The sequence below is a fragment of the Luteimonas yanweni genome, from assembly GCF_039548475.1.
Classification (GTDB): Bacteria; Pseudomonadota; Gammaproteobacteria; order Xanthomonadales; family Xanthomonadaceae; genus Luteimonas.
The window spans coordinates 21,382-39,777 of the sequence record NZ_JBCLVC010000006.1; the positions used below are offsets into that span (position 1 = coordinate 21,382).

Here is an 18,396-nt window from a genome sequence, read left to right on the forward strand (position 1 = left end):
ACCGAAGCGGGCCGATCGCGACGGCATCATCACCGCCGCGGTCCAGCTCGCCATTCGCGGTCCATATGTCCCGCCAGGGTGCCATCGGCGCAGGCAATCCAGCTCTGCCCCGGTTCCAGCACCTGGCCGCCGGTGAACGCCGAGAACGCGGGCAGGATGGCCTGGTGCGCCGCGAGTGCAAGCGCCGGGTGGCGGCCCGGCAGGCCCGGCAGCCGCACCACCGGATGCACGTGGCCGCAGATCACATGGCCCGTCGACTGATCGACGCCGGCCTGGTCGCTGTCGGGCACGGGTACCGGCTCGTGGCGGAAGCGGAATGGTCCGTCGCGCACGTCATCGGGCAGGTGCACGATGCCGACGGCGTCAGGCGCCAGGCTGCGATCATGGTTTCCGGCGACCACGCTGGCCACGACGCCGGGATGCGCGGCGAGCAGCGCGCGCCAGGCGGCTTCAAAGCGCGGATGGCGGCGGCCGTGCAGGAAATCGCCCAGCACCCACAGCTCGCGGGACCCGGTGGCGCGCAGCAGCGCGTCCAGGCGCGCGAGGTCGTGGCCGGTGCCGCCGGTGGGTACGGGGATCCCTGCCGCGCGCAGGATGTCGCCCTTGCCCAGGTGTAGGTCGGCGATCAGCAGGCGCCCGCGCGCGGGCCAGTACAGGGCGCGGTCGGCATGCAGTCGCATTGGCTCGCCCGCGATGAGCAGATCGGCCACATCGCCCGGGGCCTCATCCATGGCGCTTCTCGAGTTGTCCGGCCGCGCGCCGCACGCGCGTGCGCCAATCTTCCGTGCTGAGCTGGCCACGCAGGGAATCGGCCCAGAGCGGGAAGGCCAGCGGCGTCAGGCCGCGCGGACGGTGCAGATCCAGCCGGCGCCCGCGGCAGCGCTCCAGCGCCTCGCCAAGCCGGCGGATCTCGAGCTGCGCCTCCAGCACTTCGCGCTCCGCCTGGGCCAGCAGCACGTGGCCGGGATCGTGGCGGCGCAGCACGTCGAACAGCAGGCCGCTGGAGGCCTGGAGCTGGCGCAGCGAGCGGATTGCGCGGCCGGGAAGCGACGGCGGCAGCAGGCCGGCCACGCGCGCGATCTCGCGGAACTGCCTGCGCGCGAGCTCGGCCAGGTTGAGGCTGGCGGTGAGGTCGTCCAGCAGGTGGTCGGGTGCGAGCATGCGTTCGAGCAGCCCCGGATCGGGCCAGGCTTCGGCTTGCGCGTTCAGCACCAGGCCGTAGTCGTTCACCGCCCAGGCGAAGGTGTTGGGCGCTTCGCGCGCCCAGCGCAGCGCGAGCAGCGGCGCCAGGCCTTCATGGACCGCGCGGCCGGCGAAGGGGAAGACGAACAGGTGCCAGCCCTGCCGGGTCTTCGCCGCCTCCACCAGCAGGCTGTCGGGCGTCGGCAGGGCCGAAAGCTTTGACTGCAGCGCGAGCAGCGGTGCCAGCGCGCGCATTTCCGGGCTGTCCGCGGGCTGCCCGATGATCGCCTCCACCTCCGCGGCCAGCTCGCTCGACAACGGCATGCGGCCGCCCTGCCAGCGCGGCACGGCACCATCACTGCGTTTTGCGATGCGCACGTAGGCGGTCATGTCCTTGAGCTGCACCAGCTCCAGCGTGCGGCCGGCGAACTGGAACCGGTCGCGCGGCCGCATGCGCGAGACGAACGCCTCCTCCACCGTGCCCAGGTGGCCGCCCTTGAGGAAGCGCACCTGCACGCCGCCGTCGCTGGTGATGGTTCCGATCGACAAGCGGTGGCGGAAGGCGACGCGGCGGTCGTGCACGCGGTAGCGGCCGTCGTCGTCGCGCAGCACGCGGCGGTAGTCGGGATAGGACTCCAGCGCGCTGCCGCCACGCACGATGAAATCGAGCACGGCCCGCCAGGCGGCATCGGACAGATCGGCGAAGGCATGCGTGCCGCGGACTTCGGCCAGGAGCGCATCCGCTTCGAAGCCGCCGCCCAGGGCCAGGGTGACGCAGTGCTGTGCCAGCACGTCGAGCGACAGCCGTGGCGGCGGCCGTGATTCGATGCGCCCGGACGCCAGCGCGCTACGCGCCGCCGCGTATTCGGCGAGTTCCAGCGCATGCGTCGGGACGCAGACCACGCGGCCCGCTTCGCCCGGTCGATGCCGCGCGCGGCCGCCGCGTTGCAGCAGGCGCGCCATGCCCTTGGGGCTGCCCACCTGCAGCACCTGGTCGACGGCCGGGAAGTCGACGCCCAGGTCCAGGCTGGAGGTCGCGACCACGCAGCGCACGCTGCCGTCGCGCAGGCCGGACTCGGCGGCGGCGCGCAGCGAGGCATCGAGCGAGCCGTGGTGCAGCGCGAGCGTGGACGGGTCGTCCAGCCACACCGACTGCAGCGCGCGGTGCCAGAGTTCGGCCTGCGAGCGGGTATTGGTGAACAGCAGGCTGCTGCGCGCGCGCTGCAGTTCGGCGGCGACGCGTTCGAGCTGCGACAGGCCGAGGTGGCCGGCCCAGGGGAATCGCTCGCCTTCGCCGGGCAGCAGGGTCTCGAGGATCATCTTCCGCCGCTTCGGCGCCGACAGGATGGCCGCGGCCGGCGCGTGCGGCAGCAGCACGTCGCGCGCTTCATCGAGGTTGCCCAGCGTCGCCGACAGGCCCCAGGTGCGCGCGCCCGGGGCCAGCGCGCGCAGGCGGGCCAGGCAGAGCTGCAGCAGCACGCCGCGCTTGCTGCCGAGCAGTTCGTGCCATTCGTCGACGACCACCGCGCGCACGCCGGACAGGATGTCGCCGGCATCCGGATACGACAGCGCCAGTGCGAACGATTCCGGCGTGGTGACCAGCACGTCGGCCAGGCCCCTGCGCGCGAGGCGGCGGTCGCGGGCGCCGGCGTCGCCGGTGCGCATGGCCACGGTCCAGGGCACGCCCAGCGCCTCGATCGGCTCGCGCAGCGCGCGCACGGTGTCGACGGCAAGTGCGCGCAGCGGTGTGATCCAGAGCAGGCGCAGGCGCGGCGGCGTGGACGCGGTGGCACGCTTCGGCGCCGCGGTGTCACCCAGGCGCAGCGCTTCCAGCAGCGGCCCGCCGGCTGCGGCCAGGGTCTTGCCGCTGCCGGTGGGCGTGACCAGCAGCCCGGACTCGCCGCGCAGGTAGCGGCGCCACGCGTCGCGCTGGAAGGCCGCAGGACGCCAGCCCTGGGCCGTGAACCATGCCTCCAGCGGCGCGTCGGCGCGCCTTCCGGGGCCGTGGGCACCGCGGCCAGCCGTCATCACCGCGCCAGCGCCCGCAGACTGTCCAGGCGGTCGGCTTCGCTGGCGGGCTTGTCCTCGCGCCAGCGCAGGATGCGCGGGAAGCGCACGGCGATGCCTGACTTGTGTCGCGCGGAGCGGTTCACGCCCTCGAAGCCGAGCTCGAACACCTGCACTGCCTCGACCGAACGCACCGGGCCGAAGCGCTCGAGCGTGTGCGCCCGGATCCAGCGGTCCAGGCGCAGGATCTCGGCGTCGTCCAGGCCCGAATAGGCCTTGGCCACGGGCACCAGCGCATCGCCGTCCCAGAGGCCGAAGGTGTAGTCGGTGAACAGCGTGCTGCGGCGGCCGTGGCCGGACTGGGCATAGATCAGCACCGCGTCGATGCTGAGCGGGTCGACCTTCCACTTCCACCAGTCGCCGCGCTTGCGGCCGTGGCGATAGGGCGAGTCGACGCGCTTGAGCATCAGGCCTTCGACGCCGCGCTCGCGGGACTGTTCGCGAAGCGTGGCGGCGTGGATCCAATCGTCGGCATCGACGGCGGGGGAATTCACGATGCGATCGGTGCCGGCATCGGGAATCAGCCCCCCGAGCAGCGCACGGCGCTCGTGCAGTGGACGTGCCCTCAGGTCTTCGCCTTCAAGCTCCAGCAGGTCGTAGGCAAGTACGCGGGCCGGCGCTGCGGCGAGGGACTTCGGTCCGGGCTTGAGCCGCTGGATGCGGGTCTGCAGTGCGCTGAACGGCATCGGGTCCGCTTCGCCCGGTTGCCAGGCAAGCAGTTCGCCGTCGATCACGCAGTCGCGCGGCAGCAGCGCCGCGGCGGCTTCGATTTCCGGGAAGCGGCCATCCATGCGCTCCTCTCCGCGCGACCACAGCGCGACCGCGCCGTCGCGGCGGATCAGCTGAAGGCGGATCCCGTCCCACTTCCATTCCAGCAGCCAGTCGTCGATCGGGCCGAGCGCATCCGGCTCGCCTTCCAGCGGCGACGCCAGGAAAAAGGGATAGGGCAGCGCGGTGTCACCGGCCTGTGGCTCCGCCGAAAGCAGGCCTTCGAGGAACGCGGCGCTGGGCGTCCAGCGGCCGAGCATGCGCTGCGCGATCAGCGCGATATCCACGCCGGACATTTCAGCGAGGGCCTTCTGCACCAGGCCCTGCGACACGCCCACCCGCAGCGCGCCGGTCAACAGTTTGTTGAACGCCAGGCGTTCGCGGAAGGCGAGGCCGTGCCACGCGCCGACCACCACCGCGCGGCGCGCTTCGGGTTCGGCGTTGGCGATCGGCGCGAGGCGGTGTTCGATCCAGTCGGCAAGGCTGGCTTCGTCCAGCGGGTCGGCGACGATGCCATCGCGGGTCTCGGCCGCACCGGGCGCGCGATCGCCGTCGCCGGCCTCGCCCGGCACGCCCAGGTCACCGACGGCAGGCGGGTCGTCCAGCAGCAGCGCCAGCGTCTCCGCGAGGTCGCCGACCTGGTGGTGGCAGGCCTCGACCAGCCAGTCCGGCGTACCGCTTTCCTCTCCGATCCACGCCCGCAGCTCACCCGTGCCCGCGATCTTCGCGCGTGCACCGCCGATCTTCCCGCCGGCCAGAAGCCACAGCGCCCAGGCGGCGTCGCGCGGCGGCGCATCGCGGAAGTACGCGACCAGCGCGCGGCGCTTGTCCAGGGTGCCGGTGCTGCGGTCGAGCCGCTCGTAGAGGGCGGCGAAGCGGCGCATCAGTCGTCCTCGCCGTAGTCCGTGGCGAACACGCCGGTGTCGATGCCGCGTTCGTTGAGCACGCGCACCAGTGCGTCGGTGTCGCCGTGGGTGGCGATCACCCGTCGCGCACCGGTCTCGTGCGCGGTGCGCAACAGCGCCGGCCAGTCGGCGTGGTCGGACACGACGAAGCCGCGGTCGTAGTTGCGCCGCCGGCGGTTGCCGCGGATGCGCATCCAGCCCGATGCGAAGCCCTGCTGGGCGCGCTTGAACCGGCGGATCCACGGGCTCCCTGCCGCCGACGGCGGCGCGATCACCAGTTCGCCGGCGAAGTCGGCGCCGCGCGCCTCGTCGGCCACGCGGCGGGTTTCGAGCATCGCCACGCCGGCGTCGCGATAGACCTGCACGCCGGCGTCGATCGCGCCATGCACGAATGCGGGCCGGTCGGTGAACGCGGCGAGCTCGGCCAGGACGCGCTGCGCCTTCCCGAGCGCGTAGCAGTACAGGATCGCGGCCTCGCCGTTGGCTGCGCACTCGTCGCGCCATTCGACCATGTCGCGGGCGACTGCCGACGCCAGCGGCCAGCGATAGATCGGCAGGCCGAAAGTCGATTCGGTGATGAACACATCGCAGGGCACGACCTCGAACGGGAGACAGGTCGGGTCGGGGTCACGCTTGTAGTCACCGGAGGCCACCCAGACCTCGCCGTCCACCTCGATCCGCACCTGGGTCGAGCCCAGCACATGCCCGGCAGGATGGAAGGACACCAGCGCGCCACCGATGCGCACACGTTCGCCACGCGCATGCACGCGATAGTCCTGGTGGCCGAGTCGCCATTGCAGGATGGGGAGACCTTCTTCGGCAACGTGGTAGCGGCCCATGCCCGTGCGCGCGTGGTCGCCGTGGCCGTGGGTGATCACAGCGCGCGGCACCGGCCGCGAGGGATCGATATGGAAATCGCCGGCCGGGCAGTACAGCCCGGCCGGCGTGGAGACCACCAGATCGCCCCGCGCCACCGCCGCGCCGCTCAGCGCAGGTCGACCTCGCCGACCTTGTCCGAGTATTCCTTCTTCGGGTCGATGCCGAGCAGCATCTTCACGCCCGCGACCATGCTGGAGGCGTCGACCCACACTTCGGCGTCTTCGGCATCCAGGCGCAGCAGGCGGATCTTCGGATCGTCCTTGCCCTCGTACCAGGCACCGACGAAGGGGTTCCACAGGCGCTCGACCACCGCGCGGTCGGTGTCCACGCGCAGGGTGCCGCGGATGCTGGCAAACAAGTCGTGGCCCTTGGAGGCGAAGCCGGCGATCGCCCGCCCGCTGCCTGAGCCGAGCTGCTTCACCAGCAGGTTGTCGGCGGAAGTGAAGAACCAGATCGGGGCGCGACGCTCTTCGGCGAGCCCGGTCATCGGTCGTGCGTGGCCGTCTTCCTTGCCATCCAGGCCGAGCATCACGGTGCGGTCGCTCTCAAGCGCCTTCCAGAATTTTTCTTCGAGTTCGCGGGGGTCGGTCACGATCAACTCCAGATGGGATTTGGAGCATCGATGTAATCACCGCGCCGGTGATAACCACGTGCGTGCCGGATCCGGACCCCCGACGCACCTTCGTGGGAGCGGCCATGGCCGCGATGCCGCGATGCCGCGGTGACCCCCCGCGCCCGGTTCACCCGCCGGGGACCCTCCTCCCCACATGATCGAACCATCCCTGTCATCCCGGACACCTCCAACCCATGAATCCCGACATCATCGGCTGGGTGGCCTCGGCCATCCTGCTCGCCACCCTCGGCCGCCAGATCGTCACCCAGTGGAAGGACAAGGACGCCAAGGGCGTGTCGCGCTGGCTGTTCATCGGCCAGATGGCGGCCTCGACCGGCTTCATCGTGTACAGCTGGATGCTCGACAACTGGGTGTTCATCGTCACCAACTCGCTGATCCTCCTGACGGCGGTGATCGGTGAAATCGGCCTGGTGATGCGGCGTAGACACGGCCCGGGCGCCGGATGAAACGGATCGGGACCAGGCCTCGGGGATTGAACGGCATCGCGCAGGGCCGGAAGCGCCGGGACGAGGATCGACTCCTGGCGATCCTCAGGCGATCTCCGGCAGCGGACAGACCGTGGACTCGCCTTCGCCCTGGTCCTGCAGCGCCTCCAGCAGGCCGCACAGGCTGCGCAGGTCCTGCGCGTTGTGCAGGCCGACGCGGCGCAGCTTGGAGGCGCTGCCGCCGCGGAGGTAACCCAGCCATGCACCGGGCGCTTCCGAACCCGGCAGGTCGTCCTCGCGCAGTACGCCGAGCAGCTCCTGCTCCACCGTCGCCAGCCGGCAGTTGGCCCACACGCCGCGGTAGCGCCGGCGCACCGGGTGCAGCAGGTCGATGTGGCGGCGCCCGAACACCGGATCCGGCAGGCGCGCGAGCCTGTAGCGCGTGGACAGCAGCGGGCGGTCGTAGCTCTTGCCGTTGTAGCTGACCAGCGCGGTCTCCTCGCCCAGCCAGCCGGCGAAGGCGCGCAGCATCGCCTCTTCCGCCGCCAGTTTCGTGATGCACAACTGGCGGATGCGCAGGCCGCCGTCGCGCCAGTCGGCGGCGCCGATCATGAAGGCGCGGGTGCCGGTGCCGCCGGCGAGGCCCGTGGTCTCGGTGTCGAAGGCCAGCAGGTGTTCGCGCGCGATGCTGTCCTGGCCGATGCCGTGCAGCGACAGCACGTCCTCGCCCGGCGACCAGGGCGTCCATTGCTCGTGGTAGCGCAGGCCGGCGGCGATCTCGTCACCGGGTAGCGCGCGGTCGATGCTTCGAGGGGCGGCCGAGACAACGGGCGCGCGGATCTTCAGCAGGGTGCGGAGGTGCGCGATGGTGGCGTCGCGCGCGGACCCCGCCGGTGCGCCTGCTCCGGCGGAACCGGGCTCGACCGCGGCCGCCAAACGCGACCCTGCGGCACGGCTGTCGCCATCGACCCGGTACGACGCACCGCCGTCCTGCACTGCAAGGGCGCGCGGTTTATCGGACGCGCCCGTACCGCCGGCAACCCCGGCCTGCCGCCGCAGCCCGGCCAGCTTCTTCGCCAGCGCGCTCACGCCGACGCCAGCAGTTCGAGCACGCGCAGGGCCAGCTGCCGTGGCGTTCCGCTCCCGTCCTCGTCGGCCTCGAGGATCGGGCCCACGCAGGCCGGACAGCCGGCGTGGCAGTCGCAGTCCGCGACCACCGCGCGCGCGCGCGCGACCAGCTCGTCGCGGCGTTCGTACAGCGGCGAGGACAGCCCCACGCCGCCCGGGTAGTTATCGTACAGATACAACGTGGGCGTGAAGCGTCCGGCGGCGTCGAGTACCTGCACGCCACGACCTGCATCGGCAGCGCCGTGTGCCGCATGGGCGCGCGCCTCGACATCGCCATCAGCGTCCGCGCGAAGCGCCATCCCGCCACCGTCGCCGGACGGCCCGCCGTCGCCCGCTCGCAGCTGGCCACGCCCGCGCGGGTTGCGCCCGGCGAACCACGCGCCATCGCCGCTGCCGACTGCCTTCATGAGGTCGCGCGATTCCGCCATCACCGAGACCTGGGCCACCAGGTGCAGCGCGTGCGCCGCGCCAAGGAAGCCGTCCAGCGCCTCGTGGCGCATCGCGAACGCGTCCTCCAGCACCCGCTGCGGCAGCTGCCACCAGACCGCACTGGTATGCAGCTCCTGGTCGGGCAGCGTCACCGGGCCGTAGCCGATGTTCTCGTGGGTGTGGAAGCGGATCTTCTTGTAGCCCGACACCCGCCGCAGCACGTGCACCTCGCCCATGTGCGCGGAGCCCTGCCCGGCCGGCGCCTGCTCCATGTCATCGAGCACCTTGAGTTTCGTGTAGTCGATGGCATCGGTGTAATAGTCGACCTGCGTGCGCTGCACATAGGCCTTGCGGCCCTCCCAGTCCAGGCGCTCCACCTGGAAGGGCTCGGACTGGATCATGTGGATCGCGCCCTCGTACAGCGTCAGCGCGGCGGCCGAGTAATCGACCTCGGCCACGATCACCTGGCGCCCGTCGGTGCGGTCCACCACCACGAAGTTTCCGTCGGCCACCGAGCGCAGGTTCACCGCCTGCGCCGGATAGCTGTCCGCGATCCACTCCCAGCGCTCGCCCTCCTGGTGCAGGACGCCGCTTTCGGCCAGAACCTCCAGCCACGGACCCGGGTCCACGGGACCGAAGCCGTCGCCGTCGCGGAAGGGCAGCTCGAAGGCGGCGCAGCGGATGTGGTCGAGCAGGATCAGCGGCTGGTCGGGTTCGATCCGCGCCTGCTCCGGATTGGCCGCGGCAAAGAACTCGGGATGCCGCACCACGTACTGGTCCAGCGCCTCCGAACTCGCCACCAGCACGCCCAGCGACGGCTGCTGCCGGCGCCCCGCGCGCCCGAAGCGCTGCCAGGTCGCCGAGATGCTGCCCGGATAGCCGTTGAGCACCACCACGTCCAGGCTGCCGATGTCCACGCCCAGCTCCAGCGCCGAGGTGCTGACGATGCCGTCGATACGCCCCGCGCGCATGTCCTGCTCCACCGCGCGGCGCTCGGTCGGCAGGTAGCCGCCGCGGTAAGCGCGGATGCGGCGCGGCTTGCGCGGGTCGTGGTCGAAGACTTCCTTCAGGTACTTCGTCAGGACTTCCACCATCGAGCGCGACTGGCAGAACACCAGCGTTTTCAGCCCGGCGCGGATCGCCAGCCGCGCGATGCGGTTGGACTGCGAACGCGCCGAGGCGCGGATGCCCAGGTCGGGATTGACCACCGGCGGGTTCCACAGCAGCACGTGCTTGTCGCCGCGCGGCGCGCCGCTGTCCTCGATCACCTCGAGCTCGTCGCCCGCCGCCTCGATCAGCGCGCGCCCGTGTTCGCCGGCGTTGCCGATGGTCGCCGAGCACAGGATGAAGGTCGGCGACGCGCCATAGAACGCACACACCCGCTTCAGGCGCCGGATCACGTTGGCGACATGGCTGCCGAACACACCACGGTAGGTATGGATCTCGTCGATCACCACGTAGCGCAGGTTCTCGAAGAACTGCGCCCACTTGGTGTGGTGCGGCAGGATGCCCTGGTGGAGCATGTCGGGATTGCTGACCACGATGTCGCCGCTGACGCGGATCGCGCGGCGCGCGTCGCCCGGGGTGTCGCCGTCGAAGGTGGCCGCCCGCAGGCCGAGGTCGCCGGCGGCGTTGAGCTCCAGCAGATCCGATACCTGGTCCTGCGCCAGCGCCTTGGTCGGGAACAGGTACAGCGCCTTGCCGCGCTCGCGCAGCGCGCCGGCGACCACCGGCAGCGTGTAGCACAGCGATTTGCCCGACGCCGTGGGCGTGGCCACGACCAGGTGCCGCCCGGCCTGCGTGGCCTTCCAGGCGCGGGCCTGGTGGCTGTACAGGCGATCGATGCCGCGCGCGCGCAGGGCGCAGGCCAGCGGCTCCGGAAGATCGTCGGGCAGCGGCGCGTAGTCACCGTCCTGGCCGCGCAGGAGCAGGCTGCCGGTGACCCGGCCCGGGTACTTGGCCTCGAGCCTCGCGGCCAGGGTGCTGCCGCCCACGGGTGCGATGGCCTGGACGGGCCGGGTGATGGCGTTCAATGCGGACTCCGGTACGGCGGTGGCGCAGCCTGCGCAATCGGCGTCTCACACCGTGCGACTGCGCGCCGGCACCAAGGGGTGCGACCGGTGCCACCGGGCCGGACCCGCCTTCAGGTCTGCACGGCAACCCGGTTGCGGCCGGACTGCTTGGCCCGGTAAAGGGCCTGGTCGGCACGGGCGTAGTTGCGTGACAGGTCGTCGCCTGCGGCGCAGCCGGTAATGCCGATGCTGATCGTGACCGGATGGTCGCCGCCGATCGAGGCCACCGCGTCGCGCATCGCCTCGCAGGCGGCCGTCGCGGCAACCAGGTCGTGGTCGGGCAGCAGCACCAGGAACTCCTCGCCACCCAGGCGCGCCACCATCGCGCCTTCCGGCGCCTGCGAGACGAGCGCCTGGCCCACGCGGACCAGCACTTCGTCGCCGGCCGGGTGGCCGTGGCGATCGTTGATGGCCTTGAAGAAGTCGATGTCGACGATGGCGATCGAGAGCGGAGCGCCGAGCGCGGCCGCACGCTCGCGTGCCTGCTCCAGCCGGATGCCGGCGGCACGGCGGTTCGGCAGCCCGGTCAGCTCGTCGGTCAGGCTGGTATGCGCGAGCTGTGCGTTTTCTTCGGCCAGCTGCCGCTGCGCCATTTCCATCTGCTGTTCGTACCAGGCGCGTTCGGCGACGTGGTGGCGCAGTTCCGCATTTGCACGACGCAGCTCGATCTGTGCGACGGCCTGCCGCGCAAGACCCTCCAGTGCCCGCAGCTGCCCGCTCGCCAGCTCGCGTGGCCGGTGATCGACCACGCAGAGCGCGCCCAGGCCATGGCCGGCGGGCGTCACCAGCGGCGCACCCGCGTAGAAGCGGACTTCGGGTGGTTCGAGGACCCACGGGCTGGCACGGAAGCGGGGGTCCTGAAACGTGTCCGGCACGACCAGCAGCTCATGCGGCATGAGCATGGCGTACGTGCAGAACGAGTCCTCACGACGACATTCCGCCGGATTCATCCCGAACGCCGCCTTGATCCACTGCCGGTCGCGGTCGATCAGGGTCACCATGGCCACCGGCGTATCGCAGACCGCCGCCGCGATCGCCACCAGGTCATCGAACGCCTGCTCCGGCGGCGTATCGAGGATGTCATAGCGTTCGAGTTCGGCCAGGCGATCGGCTTCGTCGGCGGGAACGCCGGGTGCGTTCATCGGCGGTCCGTATGTGGCATCCGGGACATGCGGGCAGTGTATCGACGCCCGTGTATGCCTCGCCTTGACGCCCCGGGGACCACAGTGGCGTTCCCCACGAAGCGGAGAGCCCCATGGCCAAGTCCAACCCCACCCGGCCCGACGCGCCCGCGGACGAATCCAGCCTGGACGACGGCGTCGACCTGCCGGAAACCCGCGGCCCGAAGCTCAAGGATCCCCGCGCGACCTCGGCCATGGACAACATCGGCGTCGATTCCGGCGCCGACCTGCTGGACGTGGCCCTGGACGACCAGCCGGGCGACGTCGATGCGGACGGACGATCCTTCGCGGACGACGTGCGTAGCGACACCCTCAGCGACGACGAGGGGCGGGAGCGCCGCTGACGGCGGCGACAGCAGTGGCCGGCACCGGCGCAAGCCGGCAGCCGCGGTCGACGTCGCCGAATCGCGGCCATCGCCACTCCCACGGCAGGAATGCTGCGATCATTGGGCCATGGATATCGATACCGCAGCCCCCTTCTCCACGCTCTCCCTGCCGCCGGCCCTGCTCCGCGGCGTCGAGGCACTCGGCTACACCGCGATGACGCCGGTGCAGGCGCAGGCGCTGCCCGCGATCCTGGACGGTCGCGACCTCATCGCCCAGGCGCCCACGGGCAGCGGCAAGACCGCCGCCTTCGGCCTGGGGCTGCTGCAGCGGCTGGATCCCGCGCAGGTGCGCACCCAGGCGCTCGTGCTGTGCCCCACCCGGGAGCTTGCCGAGCAGGTGGGTGCACAGTTGCGCAAGCTGGCCCTGGGGGTCCCGAACGTGAAGCTGTCGGTGTTGTGCGGCGGCATCCCGCTGGCGCCGCAGCTGGCCTCGCTGGCGCACGCGCCGCACGTGGTCGTCGGCACGCCGGGGCGCATCCTCGAGCTCATCGCCCAGGGCGCGCTGCAGCTGGACGGAGTCCAGGCCTTCGTGCTGGACGAGGCCGACCGCATGCTGGACATGGGCTTCGGCGACCAGATCCGCGAGGTTGCCCGCCACGTTCCCCGCAACACCCAGCGCCTGCTGTTTTCGGCCACGTTCCCCGATGCGATCCGCGCGCTGGCCAGGACCATGCTGCGCGATCCTGCCGAGGTCAGCGTCGGCGGCGCCGCGGGCGCGCCGGCCATCACCCAGGGGGTGGTGGACGCCGAGCCCGGGCGCAAGGCGCAGCAGCTGGCCGCGCTGCTGCTCGAGCACCGGCCGGAATCCTGCGTGGTCTTCTGCAACATGCGCCGCGACGTCGACGAGGTCGCCGCTTCCCTGGCCCACTACGGTTTCGACGCACTGGCCCTGCACGGCGACATGGAGCAGCGCGACCGCGCCGAGACCCTGATGCGCTTCGCCAACCGCAGCTGCAATGTGCTGGTGGCCAGCGACGTCGCCGCGCGCGGCCTGGACATCGACGACCTGGCCGCGGTGGTGAACTACGACGTGCCCTCGGACCCGGACACCTACATGCACCGCATCGGCCGCACCGGGCGCGCGGGGCGCGAGGGCCTCGCGCTGACCCTGTGCACGCCGCAGGAGCTGCCGCGCATGGAGGCGATCGAGGACCACCAGTTCCGCACCCTGCCGCGCGAGCGCGCGCAGCCGGTCGAGGGACGTCCGAAGGGCGTTCCCAAGGCCGCGATGGCCACGCTGCGCATCGACGCCGGCAAGAGCGACAAGCTGCGTCCCGGCGACATCCTGGGCGCGCTTACCGGCGACGCCGGCCTGTCGGCGAAGGCGATCGGCAAGATCGACGTACTGGCCACGCGCGCCTACGTCGCGATCGCGCGCGCGCAGGCGCCGCAGGCGCTGGCACGCCTGCGCGAAGGCAAGATCAAGGGCCGGAAGTTCCGGGTGGCCGCGCTCTAGCCGGGGACCTGCGCACGCAGCGCCCTGGCAAAGCCCGCGCCGCGCGCCGGATCCACGCCCAGGTAGAAGTCGGGCTCGATCAGCTCCGCTTCCATCAGCAGCCAACGGCCCTCCGCGTCGGGCACCACGTCGATGCGTGCGTACAGCAGCGGGGCGTCGATGGCCGCGAGCGTCGCTGCGGCCAGTTCAAGCGCAGCTGCCGGCGCCTCCCGCAGCAGCGTGTATTGCCCGCCGAAGGTTTCCTGCACGCGGAAATCGCCCGGCACGGGGCGCTTGTTCACCACGTGCGAAAGCTGGCCGCCGAAGTACAGCAACGAGGTTTCGCCTTCGCTGGCGATGGTGGACAGGTAGGGCTGCACCAGCATGTCGCCACCGCCGGCAGCGGCTGCCACGGCTTCATCGATGCTATGGCGGCGCACGCGCTGCGTTTTCCACGCACCTCCGGAGACCGAGGGCTTGACGATCAGCTCGTCGGCACCGGTCTCGTCGAAGAACTGTTCGAGCCGGGCGCGAGACGGATCCGGCGTCCACGCCGTGTGCGGGATCGCGACGCCCCGCGCCGCCAGTCCGGCGAGGTAGCGCTTGTCGGAATTCCACTCCAGCACCTCGGCCGGGTTGGCCATTGGCAGGTCCGTGCGCCGCCAGGTCGCGCAGGCCCGGAGCCAGCGCGCGTGGTCCAGGTGGTAGCTCCACGCCAGCAGCGGCAGCACCTGCGCGAAGTCGCGCAGCCCGGCAGCATCGTCGACGTGCGCCGTCCAGGGCGTCGGCGTTGCGCGGATGCCTTCGTTCCGCAGCGTGGCCTGCAGCCGTGCGAGCACCCGGGGCCACAGCTGCGCGTATTCGCCGACCGCGGGGTCGGGCGTGAGGATGGCGACCTCGACCTCGGCCACCTCAACCTTCCCCGGCCGTACCCGGACGTCCCACGCGCGCGTTGCGGCGCCCGTAGGCGAAGTAGATCGCCGCGCCCACCGCCAGCCAGACCGCGAAGCGGAACCAGGTCAGCGTGGTCAGGTTGAGCATCAGATAGAAGCAGAGCAGCGCCGATATGACCGGCAGCACGGGCGAGAACGGCACCCGGTAGCCACGCTTCAGGTCCGGCCGCGTGCGCCGCAGCACCACCACCGCCAGGCTGACCAGCACGAAGGCCGACAGCGTGCCGATATTGATCATCTCTTCCAGGATCTCGACCTGGGTGAAGCCGGCCAGCAGCGCCACCGCCGCGCCGCTGATCAACTGCAGGCGCACCGGCGTCTTGCGCGTTTCAGAGGTGACGCTGAGCCAGCGCGGCAGCAGGCCGTCGCGGCTCATTGCCAGCAGCACGCGCGACAGCCCCATCAGCAGCACCATGATCACCGTGGTCAGGCCCACCAGGATGCCGACCGAGATCACCTGCGCCGCCCAAGGCGCGCCCACGGCCACGAAGGCGGTGGCCAGCGACGGATTCTCGGCTTCGGCAAGCACCGTGTACGGCACCATGCCGGTCAGCGCGAACGCGACGCCGATATACAGCAGGGTGACCAGGGCCAGGCCGCCGAAGATGCCCAGCGGCAGGGTGCGCTGCGGATTCTTGACCTCTTCCGCCGAGGTCGCGACCACGTCGAAGCCGATGAAGGCGAAGAACACCAGCGCCGCGCCAGAGAGCACGCCCGCGATTCCGTATTTCGCCGGCGCCGCGCCGGTGAGCCAGGCCAGCAGCGACTGCGACCAGACATCGCCCTCCGCCCCGCCCGCGGGCTCGGACGGCGGCACGAAGGGCGTGAGGTTGTCGGCGTTGAAATAGGTCAGGCCGACCACGATCACGAACACCACGATGCCGACCTTGATCATGGTGAACACATTGTTGACCCGCGCCGACATCTTGGTACCGAGGATCAGCAGGCCGGTGAACACGCTGACGATGAACAGCGGGCCCCAGTCCATGGCCAGCCCGAACACGCCGATCGTGGTGGGTATGTGCACGTCGAACAGTTCGAACACCATCGCCAGGTAGATGCCCCAGTACTTGGCGATCACCGCGGCGGCGGTCAGCAGCTCCAGGATCAGGTCCCAGCCGATGATCCAGGCCAGGAACTCGCCGAGGGTAGCGTAGGTGTAGGTGTAGGCGCTGCCGGCGACGGGAATGCTGGATGCGAATTCGGCATAGCACATGATCGCGAGCGCACAGGCCAGCGCCGCGAGCATGAAGGACACCGAGACCGCCGGCCCCGCAAAGCTGCCCGCCGCGCGCGCGCCCACCGAGAAGATGCCCGCGCCCACCGCCACCGCCACGCCCAGGATCATCAGGTCCCAGGCCGTCAGCGAACGCTTGAGCTCGCGACCCGGCTCGACGGAGTCGGCGATGGTCTGCTCGATGGACTTGGTGCGGAACAGGCTGCGGGACGGACGGGGCTGCTGGCTCATTCGGTCGCTCGTGCGGAAACGTCGGCCGTCCGCGTTCCAGGCTGCGTTGGCCCGGCCGCTGAACGAGCCCGCAGACTACGCCGCCCGGCGCCGCGCGGACAATGCCGAAAGGGCCGGGCCTGGCCGCCTCTCGGAGCCCGGGCGCTATGCTTCACCCATGCAACCGCGCACGGTCACCGCCACCCGCTACGTCACGCCGCTGCGTGAAGGCGGCTCGATGCCCGCCATCGTCGAGGCCGACGACGACGGCATGTACGTCCTCAAGTTCCGCGGCGCGGGCCAGGGGCCGCGTGCGCTGGTGGCGGAGCTCGTCGCCGGCGAAATCGCACGCGCGCTCGGGCTGCCCGTGCCCGAGATCGTGTTCATCACGCTTGACGCCGAACTGGCGCGCACCGAGGGCGATCCCGAGATCCAGTCGCTGATCAAGGCCAGCGCCGGCCTCAACCTGGCGCTCGACTACCTTCCCGGCGCGATGAACTTCGATCCCGTGGCCGAACAGCCATCGCCGGACCTCGCCTCCGCCATCGTCTGGTTCGACGCCTACACCAGCAACGTCGACCGCACCGCGCGCAATCCGAACCTGCTGGTCTGGCACCGCCAGCTCACCCTGATCGACCACGGCGCATCGCTGTACTTCCACCATGGCTGGGACGGCGACACGGCGGGTGCGGGCCGGCCGTTCCCGCTGATCCGCGACCACGTGCTGCTGGCGTGGGCCAGCGGACTCGCCGAGGCGGATGCCCGCCTCACGGCGCTGCTGCCACCGGAACGCCTGGCCGACATCGTGGAAGCGATCCCCGATGCGTGGCTGCAGTCCGAAGGCGCCTTCGGCACGCCCGCCGTGCAGCGTGCGGCCTACACGCGCTACCTGCAGCAACGCCTCGCGCTGCCGCATGCCTTCGTCAAGGAGGCCGAACGTGCGCGCGCCTGACAGCTACGACTACGCGGTGATCCGCGTGGTGCCACGCGTCGAGCGCGGCGAGTTCATCAACGTGGGCGTGATCGTGTCCTGCGAGAAGACCGGCTATCTCAGGGCCGTGATCGAGTTCGACGACGCGCGGCTGCGGGCGCTGGACCCGCAGGTGGACCTGGCGACGCTGCGACGCCACCTCGGCGCGATCCAGCGCATCTGCGAAGGCGGGCCGGATGCAGGCCCCATCGGCCAGCTGCCGCAGCGCGCCCGCTTCCACTGGCTGACCGCGAAGCGCAGCGCGATCATCCAGACCTCGGCGGTGCACATGGGCCGCTGCGGCGACATGGACGCCATCGTCGAACACCTGATGGACCGGATGGTGAGGATTGCGCCGGAGTGAGTGCACGCGTGGCGCGTACGCGGGGCGGTTGCGCCCCTGCTCAGCTGATGCGGAACATCGGCTGGCCCACGCGCGAATCGCGGAGCGGCCGGGACAGATAACTGGCGTGGGTATAGCCGGGGAGCGAGCGGCGGCGGCGGTACGCCATCTTGACGTGGGCAGGCACGGAATGCGCCTGCGGGATGCCCGCCTGGATGCGGGTGATGCTTTGAGCGGGAGCCGCATGGCTGCGCGTGCCCTGGTGGCGGCGACGGCTGCCGGGGATCAGGGACAGGAATGACTGCTTCAGGTAATTTTTGATTTGTTCCTCCATAAATTCAATGTTTACAACAACTTACGACGCGTATTGTAGCACGTCCGGTCGTTTATGAATAGGCAGCTGGTTCCATGTGTACCGGCTACCTGCAAAGCCATGCGTTGCCGTGATGCCGCTCCGTACCGGGCGCCGGCAGGCTTGACCCGGGTCATGGCCCGCTTCGAGCGCCGCTCCTAAGATGTCCTCTCGAACGCTCGGATGTGACATCCAGGCAGTCATCGCCCACCAGGAGATCCCATGAACCTGAAGCAGATTCCCCTCGCCCTCGCGCTCACGCTGGCGATCGCCGCCATGGCCGGCTGCGCCCAGGACAGCACCCCGGCCGCCAACGCCGCGGACGCCGGCGCCATCGAGCAGGTCGCACATGCGGAAGACGACGCGCACGACGCAGCACATGATGCCGACCACGCACACGCAGCCGCGGCCGCCCTTGGCGTCGACTTCCCGGTGCCCGACAACCACGAGCCCTGGGCCCCGGATGCGCCCCTGATCGAAGGCATGTCGCGCGTCCGCACCGCGGTCGCCGGCCTTGAGGCCCGTCCGGACGAAGCCACCGTGATCGCCCGGGCCGCGGACGTCGACGACGCGGTCGAATACATGTTCGCCAACTGCAGCCTGCCCACCGAACCCGACATCGCCCTGCACGCGATCCTGGCGCGGCTGATGGCCGGCACCCAGGCGCTGCAGGAGAACCCGGCCGACGCCGCGGCGGTCGCCGACATGCACGCTGCGCTCGAGAACTATCGGACCCTGTTCGACGACCCGAACAGCTGACCGCGAAGGCACGGGCCGTTGCCGCCGAACCGGCGCAACGGCTCGGACTTGCGCCAGTCGACCCGCCGGCGACATGCTCTG

General features: G+C 70.9%; 17 protein-coding genes. 6 read left to right on the plus strand and 11 right to left on the minus strand.

The annotated features are described in order from the left end of the window. Positions 1-29: 29 nt before the first annotated feature. The 5 genes from pdeM to WCE39_RS01750 are packed head-to-tail and all read right to left on the minus strand — an operon-like array spanning position 30 to position 6,393. Positions 30-731, minus strand: coding sequence for a ligase-associated DNA damage response endonuclease PdeM (pdeM, locus tag WCE39_RS01730; protein ID WP_343274994.1), 702 nt, complete (start codon positions 729-731; stop codon positions 30-32). After that, positions 724-3,210 carry a ligase-associated DNA damage response DEXH box helicase gene (locus tag WCE39_RS01735; protein WP_343274995.1) on the minus strand — a complete coding sequence of 829 codons (2,487 nt, stop codon included), beginning with the start codon at positions 3,208-3,210 and terminating at the stop codon, positions 724-726. Before WCE39_RS01735 ends, pdeM begins: the two co-directional genes overlap by 8 nt. Further along, positions 3,210-4,901 (minus strand): ATP-dependent DNA ligase, encoded by a 1,692-nt coding sequence (locus WCE39_RS01740; protein WP_343274996.1) that lies wholly within the window; start codon positions 4,899-4,901, stop codon positions 3,210-3,212. The genes WCE39_RS01735 and WCE39_RS01740 overlap by 1 nt, the downstream gene beginning before the upstream one ends. After that, a complete protein-coding gene (locus WCE39_RS01745; protein WP_343274997.1) occupies positions 4,901-5,896 on the minus strand; it encodes a ligase-associated DNA damage response exonuclease in 996 nt (331 codons plus the stop codon). The genes WCE39_RS01740 and WCE39_RS01745 overlap by 1 nt, the downstream gene beginning before the upstream one ends. Before the next feature lie 11 nt (positions 5,897-5,907). Then, on the minus strand, positions 5,908-6,393 hold the full coding sequence (locus tag WCE39_RS01750; protein WP_343274998.1) for a pyridoxamine 5'-phosphate oxidase family protein: 486 nt from the start codon (positions 6,391-6,393) through the stop codon (positions 5,908-5,910). A gap of 215 nt (positions 6,394-6,608) precedes the next feature. On the opposite strand from WCE39_RS01750, the gene WCE39_RS01755 reads away from it, so the two are divergent. Next, the gene (locus WCE39_RS01755; RefSeq protein WP_343274999.1) at positions 6,609-6,881 is read left to right on the plus strand and encodes a hypothetical protein; all 273 of its coding nucleotides are present in this window, start codon (positions 6,609-6,611) and stop codon (positions 6,879-6,881) included. 84 nt (positions 6,882-6,965) lie between these two features. Here the strand turns inward: WCE39_RS01755 and WCE39_RS01760 are convergent, their stop codons facing one another. From WCE39_RS01760 to WCE39_RS01770, 3 genes are all read right to left on the minus strand, one after another. Further along, the gene (locus tag WCE39_RS01760) at positions 6,966-7,949 is read right to left on the minus strand and encodes a ribonuclease H-like domain-containing protein (protein ID WP_343275000.1); all 984 of its coding nucleotides are present in this window, start codon (positions 7,947-7,949) and stop codon (positions 6,966-6,968) included. Next, the gene (locus WCE39_RS01765) at positions 7,946-10,450 is read right to left on the minus strand and encodes a DEAD/DEAH box helicase (RefSeq protein WP_343275001.1); all 2,505 of its coding nucleotides are present in this window, start codon (positions 10,448-10,450) and stop codon (positions 7,946-7,948) included. The genes WCE39_RS01760 and WCE39_RS01765 overlap by 4 nt, the downstream gene beginning before the upstream one ends. Before the next feature lie 110 nt (positions 10,451-10,560). Then, positions 10,561-11,631: a sensor domain-containing diguanylate cyclase gene (locus tag WCE39_RS01770; RefSeq protein WP_343275002.1), complete on the minus strand. Its 1,071-nt coding sequence runs from the start codon at positions 11,629-11,631 to the stop codon at positions 10,561-10,563. A gap of 113 nt (positions 11,632-11,744) precedes the next feature. Here WCE39_RS01770 and WCE39_RS01775 point away from each other — a divergent pair, with 113 nt between their 5' ends. Together WCE39_RS01775 and dbpA are read left to right on the plus strand one after the other, a co-directional pair. Beyond that, entirely contained in the window at positions 11,745-12,014 is a 270-nt protein-coding gene (locus WCE39_RS01775; protein ID WP_343275003.1) for a hypothetical protein, read from the plus strand. 109 nt (positions 12,015-12,123) lie between these two features. Next, the gene (gene dbpA / locus WCE39_RS01780) at positions 12,124-13,512 is read left to right on the plus strand and encodes an ATP-dependent RNA helicase DbpA (RefSeq protein WP_343275004.1); all 1,389 of its coding nucleotides are present in this window, start codon (positions 12,124-12,126) and stop codon (positions 13,510-13,512) included. On the opposite strand, the gene WCE39_RS01785 is transcribed toward dbpA, so the two are convergent. Then, positions 13,509-14,402, minus strand: coding sequence for an ATP-grasp domain-containing protein (locus WCE39_RS01785; protein WP_343275005.1), 894 nt, complete (start codon positions 14,400-14,402; stop codon positions 13,509-13,511). The two genes, dbpA and WCE39_RS01785, sit on opposite strands and share 4 nt — an antisense overlap. 1 nt (position 14,403) lies before the next feature. Then, complete coding sequence (locus WCE39_RS01790) at positions 14,404-15,912, minus strand: amino acid permease (protein ID WP_343275006.1); 1,509 nt, start codon at positions 15,910-15,912, stop codon at positions 14,404-14,406. Positions 15,913-16,069: 157 nt separating this feature from the next. Between WCE39_RS01790 and WCE39_RS01795 the strand changes: the two genes are divergently transcribed. Further along, positions 16,070-16,843, plus strand: coding sequence for a HipA family kinase (locus tag WCE39_RS01795; protein WP_343275007.1), 774 nt, complete (start codon positions 16,070-16,072; stop codon positions 16,841-16,843). Continuing rightward, complete coding sequence (locus WCE39_RS01800; protein WP_449283945.1) at positions 16,830-17,225, plus strand: DUF3037 domain-containing protein; 396 nt, start codon at positions 16,830-16,832, stop codon at positions 17,223-17,225. The genes WCE39_RS01795 and WCE39_RS01800 overlap by 14 nt, the downstream gene beginning before the upstream one ends. 40 nt (positions 17,226-17,265) lie before the next feature. Here the strand turns inward: WCE39_RS01800 and WCE39_RS01805 are convergent, their stop codons facing one another. Beyond that, positions 17,266-17,538 (minus strand): hypothetical protein, encoded by a 273-nt coding sequence (locus WCE39_RS01805; protein ID WP_343275009.1) that lies wholly within the window; start codon positions 17,536-17,538, stop codon positions 17,266-17,268. Between the two features lie 240 nt (positions 17,539-17,778). Here WCE39_RS01805 and WCE39_RS01810 point away from each other — a divergent pair, with 240 nt between their 5' ends. After that, positions 17,779-18,315 carry a hypothetical protein gene (locus WCE39_RS01810; protein WP_343275010.1) on the plus strand — a complete coding sequence of 179 codons (537 nt, stop codon included), beginning with the start codon at positions 17,779-17,781 and terminating at the stop codon, positions 18,313-18,315. The last annotated feature ends 81 nt before the right edge of the window (positions 18,316-18,396 follow it).

Excerpts from the sequence above, each read along its gene's own strand:
- pdeM (WP_343274994.1), bottom strand. The coding sequence starts at position 731 with ATGGATGAGGCCCCGGGCGATGTGGCCGATCTGCTCATCGCGGGCGAG.
- WCE39_RS01735 (WP_343274995.1), bottom strand. The coding sequence starts at position 3,210 with ATGACGGCTGGCCGCGGTGCCCACGGCCCCGGAAGGCGCGCCGACGCG.
- WCE39_RS01740 (WP_343274996.1), bottom strand. The coding sequence starts at position 4,901 with ATGCGCCGCTTCGCCGCCCTCTACGAGCGGCTCGACCGCAGCACCGGC.
- WCE39_RS01755 (WP_343274999.1), top strand. The coding sequence starts at position 6,609 with ATGAATCCCGACATCATCGGCTGGGTGGCCTCGGCCATCCTGCTCGCC.
- WCE39_RS01770 (WP_343275002.1), bottom strand. The coding sequence starts at position 11,631 with ATGAACGCACCCGGCGTTCCCGCCGACGAAGCCGATCGCCTGGCCGAA.
- WCE39_RS01775 (WP_343275003.1), top strand. The coding sequence starts at position 11,745 with ATGGCCAAGTCCAACCCCACCCGGCCCGACGCGCCCGCGGACGAATCC.
- dbpA (WP_343275004.1), top strand. The coding sequence starts at position 12,124 with ATGGATATCGATACCGCAGCCCCCTTCTCCACGCTCTCCCTGCCGCCG.
- WCE39_RS01790 (WP_343275006.1), bottom strand. The coding sequence starts at position 15,912 with ATGAGCCAGCAGCCCCGTCCGTCCCGCAGCCTGTTCCGCACCAAGTCC.
- WCE39_RS01795 (WP_343275007.1), top strand. The coding sequence starts at position 16,070 with ATGCAACCGCGCACGGTCACCGCCACCCGCTACGTCACGCCGCTGCGT.
- WCE39_RS01805 (WP_343275009.1), bottom strand. The coding sequence starts at position 17,538 with ATGGAGGAACAAATCAAAAATTACCTGAAGCAGTCATTCCTGTCCCTG.
- WCE39_RS01810 (WP_343275010.1), top strand. The coding sequence starts at position 17,779 with ATGAACCTGAAGCAGATTCCCCTCGCCCTCGCGCTCACGCTGGCGATC.